25 protein-coding genes and 1 riboswitch are annotated in these 24,538 nt (G+C 65.4%); of the genes, 8 read left to right on the forward strand and 17 right to left on the reverse strand.

All coding sequences use genetic code 11. From position 1 onward, the window contains the following. Positions 1-66: 66 nt before the first annotated feature. The 4 genes from BFE01S_RS45430 to BFE01S_RS44990 all read right to left on the reverse strand — a co-directional run bounded on the left by BFE01S_RS45430 (position 67) and on the right by BFE01S_RS44990 (position 4,123). A complete protein-coding gene (locus BFE01S_RS45430) occupies positions 67-774 on the reverse strand; it encodes a c-type cytochrome (protein ID WP_052420841.1) in 708 nt (235 codons plus the stop codon). 16 nt (positions 775-790) lie between these two features. After that, the gene (locus tag BFE01S_RS09835; protein WP_028225337.1) at positions 791-2,029 is read right to left on the reverse strand and encodes a hypothetical protein; all 1,239 of its coding nucleotides are present in this window, start codon (positions 2,027-2,029) and stop codon (positions 791-793) included. A gap of 2 nt (positions 2,030-2,031) precedes the next feature. Then, positions 2,032-3,540 carry a c-type cytochrome gene (locus BFE01S_RS38105; protein WP_218002904.1) on the reverse strand — a complete coding sequence of 503 codons (1,509 nt, stop codon included), beginning with the start codon at positions 3,538-3,540 and terminating at the stop codon, positions 2,032-2,034. 175 nt (positions 3,541-3,715) lie between these two features. Beyond that, positions 3,716-4,123, reverse strand: coding sequence for a DUF2946 domain-containing protein (locus tag BFE01S_RS44990; protein ID WP_042337411.1), 408 nt, complete (start codon positions 4,121-4,123; stop codon positions 3,716-3,718). Between the two features lie 428 nt (positions 4,124-4,551). Beyond that, positions 4,552-4,750, forward strand: a riboswitch (cobalamin riboswitch). 88 nt (positions 4,751-4,838) lie between these two features. Between BFE01S_RS44990 and BFE01S_RS38115 the strand changes: the two genes are divergently transcribed. The 3 genes from BFE01S_RS38115 to BFE01S_RS09860 all read left to right on the forward strand — a co-directional run bounded on the left by BFE01S_RS38115 (position 4,839) and on the right by BFE01S_RS09860 (position 7,901). Next, on the forward strand, positions 4,839-6,818 hold the full coding sequence (locus BFE01S_RS38115; RefSeq protein WP_322787819.1) for a TonB-dependent receptor domain-containing protein: 1,980 nt from the start codon (positions 4,839-4,841) through the stop codon (positions 6,816-6,818). Between the two features lie 66 nt (positions 6,819-6,884). Further along, complete coding sequence (locus BFE01S_RS09855; RefSeq protein WP_028225338.1) at positions 6,885-7,304, forward strand: DUF2946 domain-containing protein; 420 nt, start codon at positions 6,885-6,887, stop codon at positions 7,302-7,304. Between the two features lie 150 nt (positions 7,305-7,454). Further along, complete coding sequence (locus tag BFE01S_RS09860; RefSeq protein WP_028225339.1) at positions 7,455-7,901, forward strand: copper chaperone PCu(A)C; 447 nt, start codon at positions 7,455-7,457, stop codon at positions 7,899-7,901. A 12-nt stretch (positions 7,902-7,913) separates the two neighbouring features. On the opposite strand, the gene BFE01S_RS09865 is transcribed toward BFE01S_RS09860, so the two are convergent. Together BFE01S_RS09865 and BFE01S_RS09870 are read right to left on the reverse strand one after the other, a co-directional pair. Next, positions 7,914-8,243: a DHCW motif cupin fold protein gene (locus tag BFE01S_RS09865; protein ID WP_028225340.1), complete on the reverse strand. Its 330-nt coding sequence runs from the start codon at positions 8,241-8,243 to the stop codon at positions 7,914-7,916. Positions 8,244-8,392: 149 nt separating this feature from the next. Further along, complete coding sequence (locus BFE01S_RS09870; RefSeq protein WP_052420842.1) at positions 8,393-9,607, reverse strand: DUF1176 domain-containing protein; 1,215 nt, start codon at positions 9,605-9,607, stop codon at positions 8,393-8,395. A gap of 239 nt (positions 9,608-9,846) precedes the next feature. Here BFE01S_RS09870 and BFE01S_RS09875 point away from each other — a divergent pair, with 239 nt between their 5' ends. From BFE01S_RS09875 to BFE01S_RS09885, 3 genes are all read left to right on the forward strand, one after another. Further along, positions 9,847-10,617 (forward strand): enoyl-CoA hydratase, encoded by a 771-nt coding sequence (locus tag BFE01S_RS09875; RefSeq protein ID WP_028225342.1) that lies wholly within the window; start codon positions 9,847-9,849, stop codon positions 10,615-10,617. A gap of 226 nt (positions 10,618-10,843) precedes the next feature. Next, positions 10,844-11,104 (forward strand): hypothetical protein, encoded by a 261-nt coding sequence (locus BFE01S_RS38120; protein ID WP_052420843.1) that lies wholly within the window; start codon positions 10,844-10,846, stop codon positions 11,102-11,104. Next, on the forward strand, positions 11,073-11,600 hold the full coding sequence (locus tag BFE01S_RS09885; protein ID WP_169742614.1) for a hypothetical protein: 528 nt from the start codon (positions 11,073-11,075) through the stop codon (positions 11,598-11,600). Before BFE01S_RS38120 ends, BFE01S_RS09885 begins: the two co-directional genes overlap by 32 nt. 69 nt (positions 11,601-11,669) lie before the next feature. Here BFE01S_RS09885 and BFE01S_RS09890 read toward each other — a convergent pair whose 3' ends face one another. The 7 genes from BFE01S_RS09890 to BFE01S_RS38125 form a co-directional block, all read right to left on the reverse strand. After that, the gene (locus BFE01S_RS09890; RefSeq protein ID WP_028225344.1) at positions 11,670-12,098 is read right to left on the reverse strand and encodes a MarR family winged helix-turn-helix transcriptional regulator; all 429 of its coding nucleotides are present in this window, start codon (positions 12,096-12,098) and stop codon (positions 11,670-11,672) included. Between the two features lie 160 nt (positions 12,099-12,258). Next, the gene (gene rhaS, locus BFE01S_RS09895; RefSeq protein WP_028225345.1) at positions 12,259-13,266 is read right to left on the reverse strand and encodes a rhamnose ABC transporter substrate-binding protein; all 1,008 of its coding nucleotides are present in this window, start codon (positions 13,264-13,266) and stop codon (positions 12,259-12,261) included. Between the two features lie 129 nt (positions 13,267-13,395). After that, positions 13,396-14,403: an ABC transporter permease gene (locus BFE01S_RS09900; protein ID WP_028225346.1), complete on the reverse strand. Its 1,008-nt coding sequence runs from the start codon at positions 14,401-14,403 to the stop codon at positions 13,396-13,398. After that, a complete protein-coding gene (locus BFE01S_RS09905; protein WP_028225347.1) occupies positions 14,396-15,454 on the reverse strand; it encodes an ABC transporter permease in 1,059 nt (352 codons plus the stop codon). The genes BFE01S_RS09900 and BFE01S_RS09905 overlap by 8 nt, the downstream gene beginning before the upstream one ends. Beyond that, positions 15,451-16,986, reverse strand: coding sequence for a sugar ABC transporter ATP-binding protein (locus BFE01S_RS09910; protein WP_028225348.1), 1,536 nt, complete (start codon positions 16,984-16,986; stop codon positions 15,451-15,453). Before BFE01S_RS09910 ends, BFE01S_RS09905 begins: the two co-directional genes overlap by 4 nt. A 22-nt stretch (positions 16,987-17,008) precedes the next feature. Next, entirely contained in the window at positions 17,009-17,917 is a 909-nt protein-coding gene (locus BFE01S_RS09915) for an amidohydrolase family protein (RefSeq protein WP_028225349.1), read from the reverse strand. Between the two features lie 17 nt (positions 17,918-17,934). Next, complete coding sequence (locus BFE01S_RS38125; protein ID WP_052420844.1) at positions 17,935-18,117, reverse strand: hypothetical protein; 183 nt, start codon at positions 18,115-18,117, stop codon at positions 17,935-17,937. Between the two features lie 140 nt (positions 18,118-18,257). On the opposite strand from BFE01S_RS38125, the gene BFE01S_RS09925 reads away from it, so the two are divergent. Further along, complete coding sequence (locus tag BFE01S_RS09925; protein WP_028225350.1) at positions 18,258-19,253, forward strand: LysR family transcriptional regulator; 996 nt, start codon at positions 18,258-18,260, stop codon at positions 19,251-19,253. Here BFE01S_RS09925 and BFE01S_RS09930 read toward each other — a convergent pair. The 4 genes from BFE01S_RS09930 to BFE01S_RS44160 all read right to left on the reverse strand — a co-directional run bounded on the left by BFE01S_RS09930 (position 19,247) and on the right by BFE01S_RS44160 (position 22,497). Continuing rightward, positions 19,247-20,029, reverse strand: coding sequence for an SDR family NAD(P)-dependent oxidoreductase (locus tag BFE01S_RS09930; RefSeq protein WP_028225351.1), 783 nt, complete (start codon positions 20,027-20,029; stop codon positions 19,247-19,249). The two genes, BFE01S_RS09925 and BFE01S_RS09930, sit on opposite strands and share 7 nt — an antisense overlap. A 56-nt stretch (positions 20,030-20,085) precedes the next feature. Next, positions 20,086-21,264, reverse strand: a complete 1,179-nt coding sequence (rhmD, locus tag BFE01S_RS09935) for an L-rhamnonate dehydratase (RefSeq protein WP_028225352.1) — start codon at positions 21,262-21,264, stop codon at positions 20,086-20,088. 93 nt (positions 21,265-21,357) lie between these two features. Next, positions 21,358-22,110 carry an SDR family NAD(P)-dependent oxidoreductase gene (locus BFE01S_RS09940; RefSeq protein ID WP_028225353.1) on the reverse strand — a complete coding sequence of 251 codons (753 nt, stop codon included), beginning with the start codon at positions 22,108-22,110 and terminating at the stop codon, positions 21,358-21,360. A gap of 153 nt (positions 22,111-22,263) precedes the next feature. Then, positions 22,264-22,497 (reverse strand): hypothetical protein, encoded by a 234-nt coding sequence (locus BFE01S_RS44160; RefSeq protein ID WP_156966964.1) that lies wholly within the window; start codon positions 22,495-22,497, stop codon positions 22,264-22,266. A 69-nt stretch (positions 22,498-22,566) separates the two neighbouring features. Here BFE01S_RS44160 and BFE01S_RS09945 point away from each other — a divergent pair, with 69 nt between their 5' ends. Then, the gene (locus BFE01S_RS09945; protein ID WP_028225354.1) at positions 22,567-24,525 is read left to right on the forward strand and encodes a hypothetical protein; all 1,959 of its coding nucleotides are present in this window, start codon (positions 22,567-22,569) and stop codon (positions 24,523-24,525) included. Positions 24,526-24,538: the final 13 nt, after the last annotated feature.

Raw genomic sequence — 24,538 nt, forward strand, 5'->3', positions numbered from 1 at the left:
CCGGTCGATGATAGCCGAGAGGCGGCCGCTTTCAGCGGACGGCCCCTCGTGCCCCTGGTGCAACGGCTACTTCGATTTCGCCGTCATATAGCCCACGGCCGCCTTGATATCGGCATCGGAGCAGTCGGAGCATCCGCCGCGCGGCGGCATGGCCTTGAAGCCCAGCAGCGCGTGATGCAGCAGCGTGGCGTCGCCTTCGGAGATGCGGGGCAGCCATGCCGCCTTGTCGCCGAGCTTCGGCGCCCCTGCCGCGCCCGTGCCGTGGCAGGCGAAACAGACCGAACCATAAACCGATTCGCCGGAGCGCGCCGGGCTTGCCGCCGCCGGTGCCGCAGTTGCAGTCGCCGCGACCGTTTCGTGCTGCGCGCCGCCAGTACCCGAAGGAATGGGCGCCGCCCCGCCCTCGTTCGCTGCCACCGCGCCGCCGCTCACGCCGTTCATGCCGCTCACGCCATTGAGCGTGCTGAAGTACGCGGCAATGTTGGTGACGTCGCGATCCGAGAGCGGCGCCGCCATCGCGTTCATCGCTGCGTTCTGGCGCGTCTTGCCGTCGCGGTAGGCCAGCAGCGCATTCTCCAGATAAGCGCGATGCTGGCCCGCCAGGTTCGGCACGCCGGGAATCCTCGCCACGCCGTCCACGTTATGGCATGCGAAGCAAACGGCCGCGCGCCGCTTGCCCGCGCCGACATCGGGCGCCAGTCCCGCGCTTTGCGCATGTGCCGCCGTGTAGAGCAGCGACAGCATCACCAGTCCGATCCGGATGATGAAATTCATCGGGAGTCCTCCAATATCAGTTGAGGTTGAAGCTGTCGTGCATCGAGATCGCAATCCCGTACACGAAGAACACGGCAATCCACACGCCCAGCACCGAAACCGCGCCGGTGCCGAGGCGCGACACCGTGCGGTCCGCCTGATACACGCCGCGCACGCGGCCCGCGCGGTACAGCAGCGTCAGGTAGAAGCCCCCCACGAGCCCGCCGATGCCCAGCAGCGTCGCGAAGAACAGGACCGTCGAAGGCCAGTCCGCATGAACGGTATAGGTCTGCACCGTGTACCCGAGCGGCCGCAGATAGTGGATGCGGATGACCTCGCGCCACACCGCGAGCACCCCCAGCAGTCCGAAGCCGCAGACGGCGGGCAGATAGCCGTGCGTATCGTCGCCGAGCTGCCGCATCCACAGCGCCATGGTGGCCAGCGCGCCGACGATGAACCAGCCCACGGGATGCAGCACGAGGCCCGATCCTGCGGGGAAGTCGAATTGCCAGGCGAGCATGGGCACGAGCGCGAGGCCGTAGCCCCACTGCGCGATCCGCTTGCCGAGCGCGCCCACGAAAGCGCGGTAAGCGGGCTCGCGGTCTTCGCGGCCGGCGAAGTAATGGGCATAGGCCAGCAGAAAGACGCCCACGGCCGGCACGGCAAGACCCATGATGAAGACATAACGCGGCCATTGAATCGCATGCAGCGCCGCGCCGCGCGTATCGACCATGCCGCCGGGCGCGTACCAGTTCATCCATTGTTCGGGCAACAGCGCCTGATACGAGAGCGCATGCATGATGAGCCCGTCGAGACAGAAGAGCCCGAACGCCACCCACGCGTAAAAGCCCACGTGCTTCTTCGCGCCTTCGTGATTCGCATGATAGAAGGCGAACCAGCAGCAGTACGCCACGATCAGCGTGAAGATGAAGGCGATGGCCCAGCGCCCGGACAGCACGTTCGACGTGTACCACTGCGGGTCGTAGATCACCTGGGTGAAGAGCAGCGGCGCCACGCCCAGCACGATCAGCAGCGAGACCGACACCTTGGCCACCTTGGTCATCGCCATCGAAAGGCGTTCCCAGTACGCGCCCGTTGCCTTGTCCGCCCCGCGCCGATGGAAGGCGAAAATCGCGAGGCCCGCCGAGCCGAGCGCAAGATGCACGAAGGCGATGTGCGCCACCCACGTGATCACCATCAGAACCTGAAACACCACGGGATGCGCGGGAACCCCGGCGGGGTCGCGCATCGTGTTCATCACGGCACCAATATCCATTGCTAGTTCCTCGACGGCGCCGGTTGCCCCGCCGCGTGTTGTTCTGCGATCAGTGCATCGGCGCTCTTGTTGCCGCCGCCGTTGCCGCCCTTGCTCTCGTCCTTGCCCTCGCTCGCAGCGACCTGCGCCTGCTGCCCGGCCGCATGCTGTTCGGCGATCAGGCGGTCCACGTTCTTGCCGCTGTCCACCGCGGCGAGATAGTGCGCAATCGCGCGGATCTCGTTGTCGGGCAGGTCGATGCGCGGCATGTACGGCTGCGTGCCGTACTTGAGCGGGCCGCGCAGGAAGGCGGCAATCATGTCCTCGTCGGTGGCGAGGTGCAGCTTGTCCGGCAGGCTGCGCAACGGGCCGCCCGGTTCGAGCGAGTGGCAGTTCGCGCAGGCGATCTTGGTGAGGAGGCGCCCCACTTCCAGTTCGTTCGCGTCGGTAACGGTCCTGAGCCGGTCGGGCACGAACGGATGCAGTTGCAGCAGGCCGTGTTCGGCAATGCGCTCGACTTCCGAATGAATGCCCTTGCCCGGCACGTCGCGCGCGATCACCTGATTGCCGTAGATGTACTGGCCCGCCACATAGGGCTTGCGCATCGACTCGCGCATGCGCTCTTCCGGCCATACGCCCACGATGGCGATGAACGTGAAGAGCGAGACGGCGAGCGACGTGTACACGCGCTGCGGAAAGGCCCAGGCAAACACGAGCCAGAGCGTGGAGACGAGAAACACCGCCACCATGCCCTTCGCGTAGACCGGCAGCAGATGCGTGTCGAGCATCACGAGCGCATTGGGCGGCAGCGTGCGCAGGTAGTAGAAGAACATCACCACGGCCACGGCGCCGCCGATCAGCCCGACGGGCGCGATAAAACGCACGACGCTGCGGCGCAGCGCGAGGTCTTTGACGCGGCTCGCCACCAGCAGGCCCACGAGCGCGGCCATCACGAGCATCCCGCCCGTGCGCGTGCCGAGTTGCGCGAAGAAGTTGACGTTGTAGAACGCCTCGCTCGTCGAGCCGGTTTGATACCAGCTATCGTGGCCCGGCCACATCATGAAGGACAGCACGCCGACGATCAGCAGCATCGTGGCCCACGAAGCGAGCGCGAACGACCAGGTGAGCTTCAGGTGGGTGCGCGCGTCCACCTTGCCGATCAGGTACACGAGCGCATACACGCCGATCACTTCGACCGTGAAGTACACCCACTCGCTCGCCCAGATCCAGACGAAGTTATGGATCAGCCCGCTCACGCCGCGGGGGCTCGCCACGGTGATCGCATACCAGATGCCGGGCCCGGTGATCGAGCCGATGATGTACGAGAACACCAGCAGGAACATGCCGTAGCGCTTGATGAACGTCATCAGTTCCGGCTTGTTCTCGCGGTACGCGCGCGTTTCTAGCAGTGCGAACAAAAACGACGCGCCAACGGATGTATGGGACGCGACGACGTGAATCACGCCGATGATCCCCATGACCCAGGCTGTGCCGATGCCCGGAACGTAAAACGTCGGATACATGCCTAGCATGCCCATACGTCTCCCCCCTTCTTTTACTTTCTACGGATCGAGCCCGGACCGGCGCGGCCCACGCACCTCGCGGCACGAACGAACGCGCGCCCGCAGCGCCCCGAGGGACTGCCGGACTGGCGGATGACTACGACGGAACGCCTGTGGCGGGAAGCCGTGCGATGCGCGGCGCCGCTCAGGCGATGGCGAACAACGAAGATGGCGGCGCGCGGCTGCCGCGGCCGTAACGGTGGACGGGCTGGGTGAAGCCGCGCTCGAAACCGGCGCCGGCCGCCGAAACGCCGGCCGCGCCGGGTACGACCCACGCTGCGGCGAGGGTGGGCAGCGCAGGCCAGTGATACGCGAGCAGGCAATAGCCGCAGCGCACGCCATCGGCCGGATTCGGGATGGGCGAACGCTTCGTTTCGGCCTGCGGCACGGCGACGCGCGTGCCGACCGCGCCGCCCGCACCACAGATCACAGCAGAGGGCGCGGCTTCGGCGGAGGCGAGCAGCCCCGAAATCGCCGGCGCGAAGCAGCCGAATACGAGGCCGAACAGCGCGAGCCACGTAAGCCGTCTGAAGAGCGCACCGTCCTGCTTCATCGTTCGACCCGCGTGGCCATGACGGCCGGCGGCGCGGCGCCCTCGTGGCGGCACGGCCCGACGCCACGCGCGCAGGCCGGCTCGCAGCCGGGCTGTGGCGGGCTGCGCACGACGAAGGGAACCGGCAACGACGAAAGACATGGCGGAGCTTTGCATTGCGCCGGCGCGTGACGCGCAGGACGCGTCCGTGGCCGGTTCGGGCCGTAACGTGAATTTCAGGGAGGGCCATGCTAGCAAAGGCTCGCCGAAACTACGCTGCGTACTGGTTATGTCCGGCATCGCTCAGACGAAACATCGGCCGGTTTTCGCCCTCGCCCTCACTCGTGTTTTCACCCTCATTACGGACCGCCGCACGGCGCGCGCTGCCCCGGTCCGTGCCTTTTTTGCATCAAACGCCACGGGACAATTGACGCGGCGAGGCCTGGCCCATTACGCTCTCGCGCTGATGGTTCCCGGAAACGGGATCAAAAGGGAACGCAGTAACAGGCGCCTGCGCCTCGAGTCTGCGGCTGTCCCCGCAACTGTGAGCGGCGAGTCCGCGCCTAACGAAGCCACTGGTCAATCCGGGAAGGCAGGCGCGGGCGACAACCCGCGAGCCAGGAGACCTGCCATCGACCGAGGTCCATGCAGCCGCAACGGGCGGGGTGTCCCGATGCGCCAGCGCCGCTTGCCGCGGCCGCTCGTTGCAGGGACAGCCCCGACCTCAGCCCCGCATATGAAACTCAAACCCATCCTTGTCGCGTCGGCCATGACGGCCTGCGCATGGCATGGCGCACAGGCCGCCGAAGCCAGCCCGCTCGCCCAGCAAGACCCGGCTCAGCCCGAAGCGCAATCCACAGGGCAACCCGCAGTACAACCCGCAGCACAGCCCGAAAACGCGCTGCCGAACATCCTCGTGGTGGGCGATACGCAGCATCTGCCGCAATCGTTCGACCAGCGTTACGCGAGCACCCAGGTCCTCACGCGCGCCGATCTCGACCGCCTCTCGCCCGCCGACCCCAGCATCACCCAGGCGCTCGCCACGCTGCCCGGCGTCACGCTCTCGCAGAACAGCGGCCCGGGCACCACCGCCTCGATCAGCATTCGCGGCTCGGCGAGCAACCAGGTGGCGGTCTTCATCGACGGCATCCGCGTGGGCTCAGCGACCACCGGCGAGGCTGAATGGGCCGACCTGCCCACCGAAGCCTTCGACCGCGTGGAAGTGATCTCGGGGCCTGCCGCGGCCTCGTTCGGCGCCGATGCGGTAGGCGGCGTCGTGCAGCTCTTCACGCGCCATGCGTCCAACCTGCCGAACCAGACCACGGCGTCGTTCGGCGGCGGTTCGAACAAGACCTTCGACACGCATCTGCGCACCTCCGGCACGGTGCCCTCCACCGGGCCGCTCGCCGCGCTGGGCGGCCTGACCTATTCGCTCGGGCTGCACGACTACAACACGGCGGGAATCGACGCCACCCAGCCGTGGGCCTACGGCCACGAAGACGGCCGCAACCCGTACCACGCGCAGGACGTGGACGGACGTCTCGGCTACGCGCGCGACAACTGGTCGATCTCGACCTTCGCGCTCTACCACCGCTCCGACCTGTCCTACGACAATCTGGGCGGCGACGACCGGCAGCTCGACCATCAACTGACCACCGGCATTGCGTTCCACCTGGACATCACGCCGACCACCCAGTTCGACCAGTCGGTGGGCTACGCGAACGATCGTCAGTTCCTCTACGCAAACGACCCGACGATTCCCACCGACGAAATCGACTCGACGCGCTTTAGCACGTCCACGTCGCTCACGCACCAGGAGACGGGCCACACGCTGTTCGGCATGCCGCTGACCGGCGAAACGAAGCTCGCCTACGACTTCACGCGCGAGCAGGCCTTCCTGCCCGTCGACATCCCGAGCGGCGTGCCCACGCGCAACGACTCGGCCGTATCGATGCACCAGTCGGCCACGCTCGGCCCCTGGACACTCTTCCTCGCCGGGCGTCACGAGATCGTGCAGGGGCAGTCGGTGAACACAGGCAACGCGGCTCTCGCATGGGCAATCACGCCGGTCTATACGGCGCGCGTGTCCTATGGCAACGCATTCCGTCTGCCGACCTTCAACGACCTCTACTACCCGAGCTACTCGAACCCGAATCTGCAGCCGGAGCGCAGCGATTCCGTCGAAGCGGCGCTCGATGCCACGACCTCGTACGGCACGTTTTCCGCGGCGATCTACGACACCCGCGTTCACGATCTGATCACCTACGACTCGCAGACCTTCCTGCCCGTGAACGTGGGCGAAGCGCATATCCAGGGGATCGACCTCTCGTACAAAGGCACGATCGGGCAGTCCACGGCGGTCAGCCTGACGATCGGCCTCATCAACCCGAAGGACGTCACCGACGACACGTGGCTCAATCGCCGCCCGCGCCAGACGGTCAATCTGAGCGTCGATCACACGTGGGACGAGTTCCACCTGCACGCGCTGAGCACGGGTATTTCGGTGCTGTACAACGGCTCGACCTTCGACGACCAGTTCAACACGATCTATCTGCCTTCGTGGACCACCGTGAATCTGCGTGCGGCGTATAAGGTCAATACGCATGTGACGCTTTCCGCCACGCTTTCGAATCTGTTCAACCGGCAGTACATGACAGCGTACGGATACAACAGCCTTGGGCGAACGGCGTTTGGCAAGGTGAGCTACACGTTCTGAGCGCCGCCGAACCACGACTGCCCCGGCGGCGAGTGGTAGACTGGCGCGGCACTAACCGCTCCGCTTATGTCCGCTCACACCCGCAAGCACCTCACCGCATGGCTTGGCCTCGTCGCCATGTGGCTGATCGTGCTCGCGCCGCTGGTGAGTCAGCTGGTGAGTCAATCGGCCGCGGCCGCGCATCGGGACACGCCTGGCGGGAACGTGCTGTGCTCGGCAAGCCCGCCGCCCGCAAGCGCTTTCCTGCAAGACAGGCATGACACGGCCAACCGCGGCTCGGCCTGCGGCTATTGCGACCTGCTGATCAATCATGCGGTCATGCCGCCCGCGCCGGCGGTCCCGCTCATGTTCCTCGCCGTGACGGCGCACGACGCCGTCGCGCCGCTCCTCTCCCGGTTCGTTCCATTCGGCGCCTACGCGTCGGGGCGCCCGCGGGCCCCGCCGGTCCGGTCGCAAACCGGTCTACAGGCTATCGGCGCCGCTTAGCGGCGCATGCCTCGCCCGCAGCCACCCTCGATCCACGCATTCGGCGCCATGCCGGATGCGCAACCGCCATGTCATCGCGCTTCGCGGCGCTGCCTCGTCTGAAGCGCCGCCGCAAGCGACATTCGTTACACGAACCCAGGAGATCCCTCCATGCGCCGTACCTTCCGCCAACTGGCCGTTGCCGTGCCGTTCGCCCTCGCCTCGCTGTCCGCCTTCGCCGCCTCGTCCGGCGCGATCACGGTGTCCGGCTGCTGGATCCGCTCGATGCCGGGCGATACGCCCTCTGGCGGCTACTTCAAGCTCGCGAACGCCAGCGACAAGTCCATCGATCTCGATAGCGTCGATACCGATGCCTTCGGCATGGCCATGCTGCATCAAACGCAGAGCAGCGGCAGCACGTCGAAGATGGTGATGGTGGACAAGGCCACGGTGCCGGCGAACGGCACGCTCGCCTTTGCGCCGGGCGGCTATCACGTCATGTTCGAGAAGGCGAAGAAGCCGCTCGCCGTCGGCTCGACGATTCCCGTCACCTTCAAGTTCAGCGACGGCGAGAAGATCGACGCGCAATGCGCCGTGAAAAACGCGGCAGGCCAATAAGCGCGCGCACCGCTAGTCGACGATGAAGAGCGTCGCGCCCGTCTGCGTGGACGAGCGATGCGGTTCGGCATTGTCGGCAACCTGGTAACTCATGCCGGGCTTCAGGACGAACGTGCGGCCGTCCTGAAGCTCGGTGTGCAGTTCGCCTTCGAGGCATAGCAGGATGTGCCCCTTCACGCACCAGTGGTCCGCCAGATAGCCCGCGGAATACGTGACGCGCCGAACGCGAACCGCGCCGAAGCAGCGCGTCTTCCAGCGTGCCACGCCGTGTTCGCCGCGGTGTTCCGTTTCTTCTATCGTGTCCCAATCGGTTACGCCGAAGGGAAAGCCCGAAAGCTGCATTGCTGTCACCTCGTTGTGTCTTGCGAAGTACGATGATAAAGCGCTTTCTTCTGCGTGCGCAGATACAGCGATACGCTGTTGCTACCGCTACGGATCGTGATGCGAAAGGCCCGCCAGGCAACTCATTCGGCCTACGTATCATTAAGTCGCTATTGCGGCTTCGTCCGGTATAACCACGGCCATTCGCCGTTATCGAGGCCGACGCACGATCCCTCCGTCCGTTCCTCCTTGAGAACGAATGCCGATCCGTCGAAAATCCAGCGCGTGACGTCGCCGCAATCGCCAAGACTGCGCACGCGCGTGAGGCTTTCGAGTTGTCCCGAACTGGCATCGAAGGCCGCGTCGGAGAGTTCGTTCTTCGCGGGCGCGGGCGAATCGGAGGATCCGATGCCCGCACTCGCATTCGTGCCGAAATCGACAGGCACGGCCCGATACGGAGCGGCACGCTGCACGCGATACCACAGCGAGGTGTGGTTGTACGCACCACTTTCGTCGCATGCCAGCGTCACCAGCGCTTCCTTGTCCGAGAGCGCCGCCGCCGAGTTGTCGCTGCGCCGTTGCGCCTGCGCGTCCGGGTCGCTATCGTCATCGTCGGAAGCGCACTTCTTGATGTCGGCGCGAAACTGCGTGCTGGTGGCCGCAATGAGGCGACGCGCCTCCGCGGCCGGCAACGCTGCGGCCGAAGCTGCCGCGCGCGGCGCGACCGGCAACGGCAGCGCCGCGGGTACCGAAGCAGCGCTCGCCGTTCCCTTGCGCACCCACGCCGTTACGGTGCTCACCCTGCCCTGTGCCGCATCGATGGCGAGCAGCGCGGCGCTTAGTCCTGCCAGCGATGTCTTCGGCGTATCGGCCCGGGCGGGATCGTCGAAGCTCAGGGTCGTGGCATTCCTCGCGGCTTCGACCCACGCGCTCACCACGGCGGCATCGTCCGTGGCGAATCGCGACGGATAAGGAGAATCCGGCTGCTTCGGCAGCGTCTTCCATTTCGCGGGCGTCGCGTCGAAAGGGCGACCGTCGATCCGCATTTGCGCCGCATCCGCCGGCTTGGCCGCCGCCATCCGCAAGCTCATCGCGCCATCAGGCCCGGCTTCGCGCGTGAGCCAGACCACCAGATTCGTGTCGTTATCGAGCGCGCCCACCGCGATACAGCGCTTGACGTTGTCGCAGGCGACTTCCCAATCCTTGAACGATCGGTAGTAGGACCAGGGGCCTTTCGTCGCGGTCGCGGTGGCAGTAGCACTGGCCGTTACCTCTGTAGACGCCACAGCGGCAACAATCAGCCCAACGGTTCCCAGCAGGCCAATCGCACTGCGCCAACGCGCCTTCGTATCGATGTTCTCTCTCTTCGGTTTCGGGCAGGGCATGCCGGGTCTTCCTTTCGTTTTGTTCACGGCGCTTCGCACACGATATTCCGCGACCCCGGCAGTGTCTCATCGCATCGCTGCGCATGCAACGTAAGTGCCGCCCCCCGGACGCAATGCGATACCGATACCGTCCTCCAGAAGCGCCATTTACTTCGCACGCGAATCATCTATATACTTCACATGCGAACTGAATTTTCATCAGCGAAAGCATCGTCCGTTCCCATGCAGGAGACAAGCCCGTGATTCCCGAAGTCAAGGTTGACCTTACCGGCGGCGTGTTGACCCTCACGCTGTCGCGTCCCGACAAAAAGAATGCACTGACCAACGAGATGTATGGCGCCCTTGCCGATGCGATCGGGCGCGCCGAAACCAACACGGAAATCCGCGTCGTGCTGCTGCAAGGCGACGGCGACATGTTCACGGCCGGCAACGACGTGGGTGAATTCGCTGCGCAGGGCAGCGGCGACGGCCCTGCCGAACGCCACGTGGTGCGCTTCCTCAAAGCGCTCGCGCATGCAACGGTGCCGATCGTGGCGGCCGTGCAAGGCAAGGCCGTGGGCGTCGGCACCACCCTGCTGCTGCATTGCGACCACGTGATACTGGGCGAGGACGCGCAACTCGTCACGCCGTTCGTAAATCTCGCGCTGGTGCCCGAAGCGGCGTCCAGCCTGCTGCTGCCCGCGCGCATCGGCTATGTGAGGGCGTTCTCGATGTTCGCGCTCGGCGAGCCGCTCCCGGCCCAGGCTGCGCTCGCGTGGGGACTCGCCAACTCCATCGTGCCGGTCGCGCAGTTGCACGCGCAGGCTCGCCAGATTGCCGAGACCCTCGCCGCGAAGCCGCGCGGCGCGCTGACGGCAACGAAGCGGCTGATGCGCGACGCGGAAACGCTTTCCGCACAGATGGACCGCGAAGGCGCGATCTTCGCGCAGCGACTGGCCAGCGCTGAGGCACGCGAAGCGTTTCTGGCATTTGCGCAGAAACGCAAGCCTGATTTCTCGAAGGTCGGTTGAACATCAGGCAGCGGGCGATATCGAACCGGTTGCCCGGCTATCGGAATCTCCATTGCGTTTATTTGTCCGCAGGCGGTTGACCTTTACGCGGGAATCGCTACTCCGCCCGATTTCGGATTTGTCAAATTGAATGGGGGTTGAATCAAAGGGTAGCATTAAGGAATTGAGAATTCATTCCTGTTGGGTGTAACCGTGTCGACAAGGAAACAAATGCCGCCGCGCTGAGTTGTCCATTGCCTTTGACGAGGACGAGCAAGCGCTGCAAATCTGCACCGTTCAGCGCGAGCCAATCGCGCGACAGATCGAATCCACGATGGTGATGCCAGGGCCCCTCGCAGATGAAAATTTCAAACTTGATGATGAATTTGCGCAAAAGATCGGCGGCCTTGTTTTCAGTCTATTGGCGGCCCATCAACCGGATCTGAAGCCATTTATCAGCGTGACGCACGATCCGAATGCGTCTGAAAGTCCGCACGATCCCGCATAAGCACCATTTGATGATTGACAATCAAAAAGCGATCAAGCAGCGTTTGTCCGTGCTTCAAGGTCTGGAGTGGAGCGGCGTGAGTCGTGCCGCAGGCATGCTCACCCTGGGTTTTGGCCCAAGGCACGAGGAAAAGAACTTCTATGGTGTTCCCAAGCAGGTCAGTGCATGGGCTCTGCATATTCAGTGCGCCTGGACGCTCAGCGAAGCGGGCAAAAGCATCGCAACCGAGGAATCGATTGCGACGCCCGACGAACAAGCCAACGCATTCATCATATCCTTGCAGCAACTGTTGGCCCGACGCTCCCCCGTTATTGTCGAGCGCGTATCGGGCAGTTCAGAATGCGGCCTGGTCATTTCCCTGTCGCAAGCGTTCCGTTTGATCGTCGCGCCGGACGTAACATCGGATGCCGAGGACTGGCGATTCTTCGAGTCGAAACGCGACGCCGCGCATTTCATCGTCGAAGGCGCCAGGATCGATCCTCTCTCCCTGCCGTGATAGCGGCATGAAGCAGAACTCAGAAGAACACTCAGATTAAATCGCCCCTGCAGGCCGGCCGAAGCAACGTCAAGCCTCGTCCACCGCCGGAAACTTCTCCTGCAAGCTCGCCAGCCAGCGGGCGACCACTTCGATCTCTTCTTCGCTGAAACCCTCGGTCAGCCGCGCATTCAATTCGGCGAGCCCGGACCGCGAGCGCTTCATGGCCGCGCGCCCTTCGGCGGTCAGCCAGAGCCGCGACGCGCGGCCATCGGTTTCGTCGGCATGGCGCTCGATCAGACCGGCGCGCTCGGTGCGGTCCGCCAAACCGCTCATGCCGGGCGCGCCGACGTCGAGCGCCGCAGCCGCCTCGCTCATGAGCGCGCCGTCATGCTTCCCGAGAAAAAACAGCAGCCCGGCCTGCGAAGCGGTCACCCCCCCGAGCGCGGTGCGCGCCTGGGTCCAGCGCTGCAACCGGCGCTGCCCGACATTCAGGAGATAGACGAGACGATGATTCATTTCCGGCCTTTGCGTACGCCATACTATTTATTTCGCATGCGAATAATATCATGGGCGATCCCGTCTCTCGCATCATGAGTCGTCGCGCAAACGAAAAACCCGGCTGCGAAAGCCGGGTTCTCCATCGCCGCACGTTGAGCCGGCGGCCTGAGCATCTCACTCAGAAGTTGAAGTTGTCGATATTCTGCGCGTCGAACGTGGTCGGCGGTCCGAGAATGACTTCGCCGTTCTTGCCGATGGTTCGCTTGCCCAGTTTGCCCGCATCGAACGATTCGCCCTCCTTGCCCGAGATCGTGCCCGAGGCCAGGTTCGCCGCCGCGTAAGCCGCGAGATAGCCGAGTGCGCCCGGGTCCCAAAGCTGGAACGCCTGTACGGTGCCGTTCTTCACGAACGCGCGCATCTGGTTCGGCGTGCCCAAGCCCGTCACCACCACCTTGCCCTTGCTCGACGAGGACGAGATATAGCGCGCCGCCGCCGCAATCCCCACGGAAGTCGGCGCGACAATCGCCTTCAGGTTCGGATAGGCCTGCAGCAGCCCTTGCGTCTCGACGAAGGACTTCTGGTCGTCGTCGTTGCCATAGGCGATCTTCACGAGCTTCATCTTCGCGTATTCGGGCTTCTTCAATTCTTCCTGCATCCACTTGATCCAGGTGTTCTGATTAGTGGCATTCGGCGTGGCCGAAAGAATCGCGAACTCGCCCTCGCCGCCCATCAGCTTCGAAACCAGTTGAATCTGGCCGCGCCCGATGCTTTCCGCATCCGCCTGATTCACGAAAATTTGCCGGCCTTCGGGCGCCGTATCGGAGTCGAACGTCACGACCTTGATGCCCTGCGACATCGCTTTCTTCAGGTAAGGCACGACCGCATTCGCGTCGTTGGCCGCAATGACGATCACGTCCTGGTGCTGCGTGATGAGCGTGTTGATATACGGCACCTGCGAGGACGCACCGGCATCCGAAGGACCGACCACCTTGCCGTCGCCCTTGAACTCCTTGATCGCTTCCATGCCGCCGTTATCGGCAATCACTTCATAGGGGTTGTTGATCTGCTTCGGCACGAAAGCGATCTTCAGCCCCTCCTTGATGCCGGCCGCGTGCGCCATGCCCCCGGCGCCCAACAGCATCGCGCACAGCAACGCCGTGCCTAATTGACGTACTGGCTTGAACATGAACGTGTCTCCTCGATGGATACCGGACACCCGTCCGGATGGTTGTCTGCGTATTGCCTTCCGATCCACTCCTGCCCTGCTGCCCGCACCCGCGTTTCATTCTCTGCACTGCCCACGCTCTCATGCCGCTCATACCGCCCGCGCAAGCGCGCGCCGCTCGCGCATGGTCCGCCAGCGCGCCGCGAGATTGGGAATCAGCACGGAAGCCAGCAGCAAGCCGCCGGTCACGATCGTGAGCGTTTCGCTGGAAACATCCGCAAGCGTGAGGGCATTCTTTAGCACACCTACGATCAGCAGCGACAACAGCACGCCGTACATCGACCCGCGTCCGCCAAAAATGCTGACGCCGCCGAACAGCACAGCCGCAATCACGGAGAGCTCGAAGCCTTCGCCGTTGTCGCCGCGCGCGCTGGTGAAGCGCAGTGTATAGACGATGCCTGCCAGCGCGCTCATCGCCCCCGAAATCACGAAGAGACGCAGCTTGATCTTCGCGACATCGATGCCCGAAAACGAAGCGGCCGTGCTGTTCGCGCCAATCGCGTAGAGACTGCGGCCGAACGCGGTGGCCTGCAGCAGCAGGACGAACACGACGGCGCAAGCCGCCACGATCAGGAACGGCAGCGGAATAAACGTATGCCCGAGCGTGTTCATGCCGAACGCGGTCCACGCGGGCGGGAAGTCGGCAATCGCCTGGTCGCCCAGCAGCACATACGCAAGGCCGCGAAAGAGCGCGAGCGTGCCGATCGTCACCGCCAGCGAAGGCAGGTTCAGCTTGACGATCACGAGTCCGTTGAAGAGCCCCGCAAGCGCGCCCGCCACCAGCACGAGCACCACCACGATCGGCATGGGCAACCCCAGGTGCCAGAGCAGGCCCATCAATGCGCTCGACGCGCCCAGCACCGAGGCCACGGAAAGATCGATTTCGGCGGCGACGATGATGAGCGTCATCGGCAGCGCCATCAGTGCGACTTCGCAGAGATCGGCCAGCACGTTGCTCAGGTTGTCGCCGGTGAGAAACACCGGCGACAACACGCGCCCCACCGCCAGCGAAGCAATCAGGAGCACGACCAGCAACGCCTCCCAACTGAGCGGCAACGCCGCTTTGCGCGTGAGCGGCGCGGAATCGGGTTTAGCCATGGTCGCGTTTCCTCATCATGCGTTTGGCGACGGAGCGGGCGAGCAGCGTATCGGCGGCAATCGCGGCCACGATCAGCGCGCCCTGAATGGCCTGCTCCCAGAAGGGCGAAACATGCAGCACGACCAGCGCGATGCTGATGACGCCCAGCACGAGCGCGCCCAGCGCCGCACCGAGTATCGTGCCCACGCCGCCCGTGATGGCGACGCTGCCCACTACCGCCGCGGCAACCACCTGCAGTTCGATGCCCTTCGCCGTGCTGGCATCCACCGTGCCGAAGCGCGCAAGCCACAGCGCGCCCGCTAGGCCCGCAATGCCGCCGGAAATCAGGAAGCCCGTCGCCACGCGCCGCTCCACGTTGATCCCCGCGAGCCGCGCGGCCTCGGGGTTCGAGCCAATGGCGTAGTACTCGCGGCCGGGACGGAACTGCTTGAGGTACACGGAAAGCCCGACCAGCAGCACCAGCGCGATCAGTGCGAGCACCGGAACGCCCGCCACGGTGCTGGTGGCGAGGCGCGAGAACGCATCGGGCAGGCTCGTCGCATTGATCTGGCCGCCATGCACCCACGCATAATCAGCACCACGAAATATATACAACGTGGAGAGCGTGGCGACCAGCGAGGGCACGCGGCCAACCGCCACGAGGAGCGCGTTGATCGCGCCCGCCGCGACCCCGATGGCGAGCCCCGCGGCCAGCGCCACGACCACGGGCATGTGGGGAAACGCCACGTAGAGACTGCCGACCGCATAAGCGCTGATGCCGACCGTCGAACCCACGGAGAGATCGATGTGCCGCATCAGGATCACCACCGTCATGCCGGCGGTCAGCAGGCTGACGATCGAGACGTTGAGCAATACGTCGCGCAGGTTCTGCAGGTTCAGGAACTGGGGCCTGGCGATTGCCGTGCCGCCGACGATGATCAGCAGTACGATGAACAGCGTCGTCTCGCGGCTCTTCGCAATCGCCTCGGCGAATGCGCCAGTCCCGCGACGCGCGGCAGGCGCCGTCTCGTGCGCCAGCGAATGGTGAGGGGTGGTGGAATGGCGCATCATGCGGCGTGCCCCAGGTGAGTGGCCGCTTCGCCGAGCGCGGCGCTCATGATGCGCTCTTCGGTGGCATCGGCGCGCGCGATATCGGCGGTAATGCGGCCTTCGTGCATGACCAGCACGCGGTCGGCCATGCCCAGCACTTCAGGCAGTTCGCTCGAAATCATCAGCACCGCCATGCCCTCGCGCACGAGTTCGGCCAGCGCGCCATAGACTTCGGCCTTGGCACCCACGTCGATGCCGCGCGTGGGTTCGTCGATGATGAGCACTTTCGGCCCCGTGGCAAGCCACTTGCCCAGCACCACCTTTTGCTGATTGCCGCCCGAAAGCGTGCCGACCGGCGCGTTCAGGTCGCCCGCCTTCAGCCGCAGGCGCGCGCCCCATTGCCCGGCCAGTTGCGTTTCCCGGGCGGCCGAAATGAGGCCGAAGCGCACGAGCCTGCCCAGCACCGTCATCGAAGCATTGCGCGCGATGGAGAGTTCGAGCGCGAGCCCCTGCTGGCGCCGGTCCTCGGGCACGAGCGCGAGCCCGGCCCGCACGGCGGCGGCGGGCTCGCCCATGGCAAGCGTCTTGCCCGCAATCTGCACCTGCCCGGCATCGCAGGCATCGATCCCGAAGATCGCGCGCGCCACCTCGCTGCGCCCCGCGCCCACAAGCCCCGAAAGCGCGACGATTTCGCCTGCGCGCACGTCGAACGAAATGTCCTTGAACACGCCGCGGCGCGTGAGGCCGCGCACGCGCAGCATGACCTCGCCGGGCGGCACGTCCGCCTTCGGGTAGAACGTGGCGAGGTCGCGCCCCACCATCTTCGCGACGATCTCCTGGGTCGTGAGCGCCGAGGTCGGGGCGTCGAACACCTTCGCGCCGTCGCGCATGATCGTCACGTGCTGCGTGAGCGCGAAAACCTCCTCCAGCCGATGGGTGATAAAGAGCACCGCCACGCCCCGGTCGCGCAGCTTGCGCGCAATCGCAAAGAGCCGCTCGACCTCCGGCAGCGAAAGCGCCGCGGTGGGCTCGTCCATCACGAGCACATTCGCATTCAGCGAAAGCGCCTTGGCAATTTCGATCACCTGCTGGTCGGCAATCGAAAGGCCGCGCACGAGCCGCCCCGGCTTCAGGTCCACGCCGAGCGAAGCGAGCAGCGCCGCCACCTCGCGACGCATCGCGTCGTAGTCGATGCGGCCGAAGCGGTCGAGCGGCTGCCGGCCCATATAGATGTTCTCGGCAATCGAAAGATCGAAGAAGAGCGTGGGCTCCTGGTAGATCACGGCAATGCCCGCGTCGTGCGCCTGGGCCGGCGTGGCGAACTGGCGCTCGACGCCGTCGATGCGCAACGCCCCGCTGTCCGGGCGGTAGACGCCCGCGAGAATCTTCACGAGCGTCGATTTGCCCGCCCCGTTCTCGCCGAGGAGCGCATGCACTTCGCCCGGCCATAGCGTGAGGCTGCCGTCGATCAGCGCGCGCACGCGCCCGAACGACTTGCTCGCCTGCCGCAGTTCCAGCCGGGGCACGCCGCCGGCCGTTGCTTTCGTTTCCACTCGCGTCTCCACGGTGCGTGGCCTAGATCCGGTAAATACGCTCGGCATTGCCGCGAAAGAGCGCGGCCTTTTCATCGGGGCTCGCGCCGCGCACGATCTGCGCATAGGCGTGCCAGAGGTCCGCGTAGCCCCCGAATTGCCGGTCCACCGGAAAATTCGAGGCGAACATCCCGCGGGCGGCGCCGAACGCGTCGATGGTCTCCAGCACGTAGGGGCGCAGGCTTTCCACGGTCCAGCTGTGATCGAACATGGCGAGCCCGCTGATCTTCACCGTCACGTTCGGGCAGGCCGCCAGCATGCGCAGGCCGTCGCGCCAGGCGCGGTAGCCCGCCACGCTGTCGCGGTCCACGAACATGCCCGCGTGATTCACGATCAGCGCAGTGCCGGGATACGCGCGCGCAAGCGCCGCGGCCTCCTCCATCTGCGAGGGATACAACTGCAGGTCGAACGAGAGGCCGTAGCGTTCGAGCAGCGCGAAATTCGCGCGCCATGCGGGCTCGCGCAGATAGTGGCGTCCCACATAGTCGTACAGCGGATCGGCGTGCACGTTGAGGATCTGGCGAATGCCGCGCGTGCGCGGGAACGCCGCATGCGCTTCGAGTACGCCCGGCGCATCGGGCGCGCCCAGATCGGCCTCGGCCACGATTGCATCGGGAAACGCGCGGGCGGCACCCGGATCGGCCAGCCCCGAGTCGGCCAGGCCCTCCAGCCAGCGCGTTTCCTCGACGGGATCGGCCGGATCGTGATTGGCCTCCACGTGCACCACTTTCAGCACGTCGATGTCGCCCGCCTCGCGCAGCAGGTCGGCCGGCAGATAGTTGAAGCGGAGTGCGCGCGCGTCGCCCACGAACGAGATGCCGGGATTCGCGAGCCACGGGTAGTGATGCGTATCGAGGTCCCAGAAGTGGACGTGCGGATCGACAACCTGCATGAGAGGCTCCCTCGCGCTCACGGCAAATGGAATAGCGGTACGAGCGGCGGCTGCACGGGCACGTTGCCCTCGCCGGTCTGCATGATGTCCGCCATGAAATCCCACCATTTGCGCTTGATGGGCAGTTGGGGCAGCGCGTCCAACGTGTGATCGTCGCGCTGGCCGGGGGCGAGCACCATGCGAAACGCCAGTGTCTCCATGATCGTGTCTCCGTGCTGCCGCTGTTGCGTCCTCTGGTTTTCGTGGATTTCGCGGCAGTCTTCACCGACTATAATTCCCGCATCGATAGCCAACCAATCCGATGTTGGGATCGGGCGATACATAAACCGGATCGCACAGGATGAACCATCAGACTGCCGTCGTTGCGCTCGTCAACCGGCTCAGGTTCCGGCACCTCGCCCTGCTCGTCGCACTCGACGACACCCACAACGTTCATCAGGCCGCCGACGCCATCAACGTGGCCCAGCCCAGTGCGAGCCGCATGCTGAACGACATCGAAGAGGCCTTTGGCTTCCGGCTCTTCGAGCGCAACGCGCGCGGCATGCAGCCCACCGCGCTCGGCGTCGTGACGCTCGCTTATGCGCGCCGCGCGCTTGCCGACCTCACGCGCTTTGCCGAAGACCTCGACGTGAAGCGCCGCGGCGGTCATGGTCAACTTACGGTGGGCGCGATCATGGGCGCCGCGCCCGATCTGCTCGCGCAGGCCGTGGCCGCGCTCAAGACCGAGCGGCCGCTCCTGAACGTGCGCATTCTCGGCGAAACGAGCGACCAGGTCGTGCAGCTCCTGCATCGCCGCGAGGTCGATCTCGCGCTCGGCCGCCTCACCACGCCGCTGCAGCACAACGATTTCAGCTTCGAGCCGCTCGCGCGCGAACCCCTCGTGCTCGTGGTGCGCGCCCAGCATCCCCTTGCGCGCCGCGAACAGATCACGCTCGCCCAGTTGATGGACTGGCCCTGGGTAGTGCAGCCCATCACGAGCCCCGCGCGCGAACTGTTCGAAGGCGAGCTCGCGCGCGCCGGACTCGCCACGCCGGTCAACCTCACGGAGTCGGCCTCGATCTTCGCGACGCTGCAACTGCTCGAAAGCTTCGACGCCGTGGCCATGCTGCCCGAGTCGGTCGTGCGCGATCACGTGCGCGGGCGCCTGCTCGCCGTGCTGCCCATCGAAATCGGCAAGAGCCTGCCGGGCTTCGGCGTGCTCACGCGCAAGGACGAGCCGCTCGCGGAGCCGGCCGAGCATTTCGTGGGCCTGCTGCGCCGCTTCTCCCAGCCGTTCGGAACGGACGATGCCGCGGTGCATGATCGTGCGCGCACGCAGGCGCTCGCGCCTCACTGAAGGTTGACGAAGAGGCCGCCGTCCACGAGCAGCGCCGCGCCCGTTACATAGCGGGCCCGGTCCGAGGCGAGAAACACCACGCATTCCGCCACGTCTTCGGGCGCACCCAGCCGCCCGAGCGGAATGCGCTTTTCGAAGTACGCGCGCTTCGCTTCGTCGGCAAGGTCCTCGGCGTTCAGGTCGGTGGCGATGGTGCCCGGCATCACCGAATTGCAGCGGATGCCATACGGCCCGAGCGCAATCGCACACGACTGCATGAGCGAATGCACCCCCGCCTTGGTGGGCGTGTAGTGCGTCTGCATGCCGCCGCCCACGAGCGCGCTGATCGAACTCGTCGCCACGATCGCGCCGCCCGTGCCCTGCTCCTTCATCTGCCGCGCCACGGCCTGGGTCACGTAGAACGCGCCGTTCAGGTTCACGCCTATCGTGCGCTCCAGCACCGCGGGCGGCATGTCGAGAAACGCATGGAACGGGCAGATGCCCGCGTTGCTCGCAAGCACGTCCACGTGGCCGAACCGGTCCACGGTCTGGCGCACGAGGTCGATGCCGGTCTGCGGCGCGGCCACGTTGCCTTCCACCGCAATCGCACGCCGCCCCAGCCGTTCGATCTCGTCGAGCACCTCGGAGATGGCCGCGCGCCGCCCGTACGAAGCGTCGTTATCCCCCCAGTAATTGATCGCCACGTCGGCGCCTTCGCGGGCACTGGCAAGGGCGATGGCGCGGCCGATGCCGCGCGACCCGCCCGTGACGATCACCACCTTGTCCTTGAGCAGCACGTCGATCTCCTTGCGACCGCCCTCGCGAATCGCGTGAATGCAGCGTCCCTGCGCAATCAATGGGTATAGGGTCTCGCGAGCGCGCAGTCGGGATTGAGCCGCACGCCGAAGCCCGGCGTCTCCGGCACTTTCATGCGCCCGTTCACCGGCACCGGTTCGTCGAGCAGGAGCGGCGTGAACATCGGCACGACCTGATCGGCCTTCGGCGCCATCATCAGAAACTCCGCGAACGGCGAGTTGTGGCGCGTGACCACGAAGTGATAGCTGTACACCGAGGAGCCGTGCGGCACGACCAGGGCGCCGTGCGCGTCGGCCAGCGCGGAAATCTTGATGAGCTCGGTCATGCCGCCGCACCAGTTCACGTCCGGCTGGATCAGGTCGCAGCACCCCATCTCCAGCAGCATGCGAAAGCCCCAGCGCGTCGCCTCGTGCTCGCCCGTGGACACCATCATGCCGCGCGGCACGTTGCGGCGCAGTTCGGCATAGCCCCAGTAGTCGTCGGGCGGCAGGGCCTCTTCGATCCACTTGAGGCCGTATTCGTGCGCGCCTTGCGCGAGCCGCGTGGCGTAGAGCACGTCGAGGCTCATCCAGCAGTCGTACATGAGCCAGAAGTCGTCGCCCACGCGCTCGCGCATGGCGGCGAGCCGTTCGAGGTTCTGGCGCAGCCCCTCTTCGCCTTCGGCCGGGCCGTGCCGCAACGGCATCTTGCCGCCGATGAAGCCCATCTCCTTCGCGAGATCGGGGCGCGCGCCCGTGGCGTAGAACACCAGTTCGTCGCGCACCGGGCCGCCCAGCAACTGGTACACGGGCTCTTCGCGCAGCTTGCCCAGCAAGTCCCACAGCGCGAGATCCACGCCGGAAATCGTGTTGAGCACCACGCCCTTGCGGCCATAGTAGAGCGTGGCGTAGTACATCTGATCCCAGATCTTCTCCAGGTCCGTCACGCGCTGGCCTTCCAGGAAGCGCGCGAGATGCCGCTCGACAATGAACGCGCCGATCTCGCCGCCCGTGGTCACCGCGAAGCCCACCGTGCCGTCGCTCGCCTCCACCTCCACGACCAGCGTGCCGAGCACGTCGATGCCGAACGAGCGGCGGCTTTGCCGGTACTCGGGATAGCGCGCCATGGGGGTGGCGACGTGATCGTCGATCCAGTGGCCGTCGGCCTGGTCGTGATAGTCGGCACCGCCGCCGCGCACGGTGAACGCGCGCACCTGCTTGATGGTAGGCATGGCCATGAGAGGTTGCTCCTCGAGAGGGATTAGCGCACGCGGCCGCCAGCCGCCTCCGGTATCCGGAAAGCTTCGGGGTTCATCGCTCGATGCCCCCGATCAGTAGGTTGCCCGGCCGCCGGAGAGATCGAACACCGAACCGGTGCTGAACGCACAGTCTTCGGAGCAGAGCCAGACGATCAGCGAAGCCGCCTCTTCCGGCATCAGGAACCGGTTCATCGGAATCTTCGCGAGCATGTACTCGATGTGCTGCGGCGACATCGAATCGAAGATTTCGGTTTTCGCCGCGGCCGGCGTCACGGCGTTCACGAGCACGTTCTTCGTGGCCAGTTCCTTGCCGAGCGACTTCGTGAGGCCGATCAACCCCGCCTTGGAAGCACTGTAGTGCGAAGCATTCGGGTTGCCCTCCTTGCCCGCCACCGAAGCAATGTTCACGATGCGCCCGTAGCCCTGCGCGATCATGCCCGGCACCACGGCGCGGCAAGTGAGGTAGCTGCCGATCAGATTCACTTCGATCACGCGGCGCCACATGTCCACGGGCAACTCCCATGTGAGGCCGTTGCCGCCGGTGATGCCTGCGCTGTTCACGAGCGCGTGGATTCCCCCATGCGTCTCGATGGTCTCGCGCGCGGCGGCTTCGACGGAGGCTTCGTCGGTCAGCTCGACCTTCACCGTGGAGACCGCGCCCAACGCCGCCAATTCGCCGCGCGAGCGCTCGAGCCGCTCGGCATCGATATCCCACAGCGCCACCGCCGCGCCCGAGCGCAGCGCGCGCTGCGCGACCGCATAGCCGATGCCGCGTGCCCCGCCCGTCACCACCATCACGCGGTTCTTGAGATCGAGCTGATTCATCGCGCCTCCTCGCCGGATACGGCGTGTCTCCTGGTGTTTGAATTCGGGTGTTGCCGGTTAACCTGCTGGCTCGACTATAGGTGCGGCCCGATACCCGAACAATCCGAAAGACGCATGGGCCGATAACGAAAACGGATCGGTCCCAGTTAGTGGTCAAACGGAGCCGGTAAAATTGCACGTCTCGCGATGCAATCCATTGCGCTTCGACCCGAAATTAAAGTCGGCCTGGCGGCCTTCAGACGGCGCGAGCACCGCCGTTATAGCCGTCAACTGCACCGGGTCTCGCGATCGGCCCATCGCAATTCCCGTGACAGATCCGGCAATCTTGACGTCACCCTTTTTGCGCATCGCTTCGATGCGCGACGCCAGCCGGTCACCCACATTCACGTCTTCCCGCCAGCAGGCGGCCCTCCGGGCGCCGCCGCCGGCGGGGTGTCGTTTTGCCTTTCCAGATCGATGAAACTCATTCCCTTATTGTTGTCCTCGTTGCTGATCCTCGCGGGCTGCGGCGGTGGCGGAGGTTCCAGCAGCGCCGGCGGCAACAGCGGAGCCGAAGCGGCCAACGGCAGCAACCCGGCCACCTCGCAAAACGCGGGCGGCAACCCACCCGGCAGCACCGGTTCGAACCCCGCAAACGCGAATTCCGCAGCCGTCGCCGGCACGATGACCTGCAACTCCCCGGTCGCGTCGAGCGCCACGGCCAGCAGCACGCTGGTCTCGGCCGATACACCGAACGCATCGAGCGGCCGCATCTACGCTTCGGGCGCATCGTTCCCGGCGGCCTTCGTCACCAACGCACCCTCGCCCGATACGCTCAACTGGTCGATCACCGATCAATCCGGCAATGCAGTGGCCGGCGGCAGCCTGCCCGTGGCAGCGGGCGCCGTGACGACCACGCTCACCTGCGCCTCGACGCTCGCCGGCTATTTCGCACTCTCCGCCACGCTTGCGAACAACGGCGGACAGGTTCCCGAGGCCGGCACCCGCCCCGCCGGCAATGCAACCTTCGGAGTACTGCCTAACCTGGCCGGCATCGTGCCCGCCGTGACCTACGCGCATCAGGACCTGCACCGCTTCGGCATGCAAGGGGAAAACGACAACGGCCCCGTGCTCTCCGCGCTCGGCATTTCGTGGACCCTCGACGACCGCTCGCTCGCGACCATGGAGCCGAGCGCCGCCAACACCTTCAATCCGAACGCCAACAACCTCGATCCGTTCTACACGAGCGGCAACGTGATGCGCTTCATCCGGCTCGACGGCATTCCCGCCTGGGCCAGCCCGACGAATGCGTTCGAAGACGAAACCCTGCCGCCGACCAACCTCACGTACTACCAGGGGTATATGGCACGTGTAGGCACCGAGTCGAACATCATTCGCACTACGTACTTTCCGAATCAGTCGGCCAACTACTACCAGGTCACCTGGGAACCCGATGCGCAGTGGGCCGGCACCAACGCGCAATTCGTGCAGCTTTATCAAACTGTCTATCAGGGTCTGCATTCGACCGACTCGCAGGCCGTGGTGATGGGGCCGACCGACTCCGGCCCGGACACGACCGCGAGCCAGCTCGCCGCGCTTCAGCCGCTCGGCTACGGCCAGTACATCGACGGCGTGACCACGCACGGCTACTACGACATCAACGGGACGTCGCCTTCGTACCCGCCCGAGCGTCTCGCGGGCGATCCGTCCACGATCTCGCAATCGCTGATCGGCGAAATGCGCGGCCTGCGCAGCGAAATGGCCTCGCAGTACAAGCCCGGCATGAAGCTGTTCCAGACCGAGGTGGGCATCATGTACGACAACGGCACGTCGTATAGCGCCACTTACCCCACGGCCAACGTGCTGTATGCGCAGGGCGCCGTGGTCGCCCGCTCCCACCTGATCATTCTGGGCGAAGGCGCCGACCAGACATGGGTGTTCTATGGCGCGGACTTCCCCGGCAAGGTGGGCTACGGCACGTTCTTCGACCTCGACAATCCGCAGGGCGAGTACGGCGCCACGAACATCAGCCCCAAGCCGGCCGCCATGGCCGTGGCCGCGATGACGCGCATTCTGGACGGCACCAACACGCTCGGCCCGGTGAACGGCACACCCAGCGGCGTCTATGCCTACGCGTTCCAGCAACTGAACAACGGCGCCGTGATTACCGCGCTCTGGACGCACAACAACAGCGTGTGGAGCGCGAGCAGCGGTTTCAGCTCGACGTATAGCGTGCCGTACACCCTCGCCGTGGACGCGCCCGGCACCAGCGGCACGGTGGCGGTGCTCGACGAGATGGGCAATCCTTCGACGCTGAACTACAGCAACGGCGCCCTGACGCTGAGCCTGACCGAGTCGCCGGTCTATGTGATCTCGCACAATGCGTCCGTCGCCAGCGCGAACGCCACGCTGCCCGCGGGGTATGTACCCAACTGAGTACCCAACTGAG

This window comes from Paraburkholderia ferrariae NBRC 106233 (assembly GCF_000685035.1).
In the GTDB taxonomy this organism is placed as follows: domain Bacteria; phylum Pseudomonadota; class Gammaproteobacteria; order Burkholderiales; family Burkholderiaceae; genus Paraburkholderia; species Paraburkholderia ferrariae.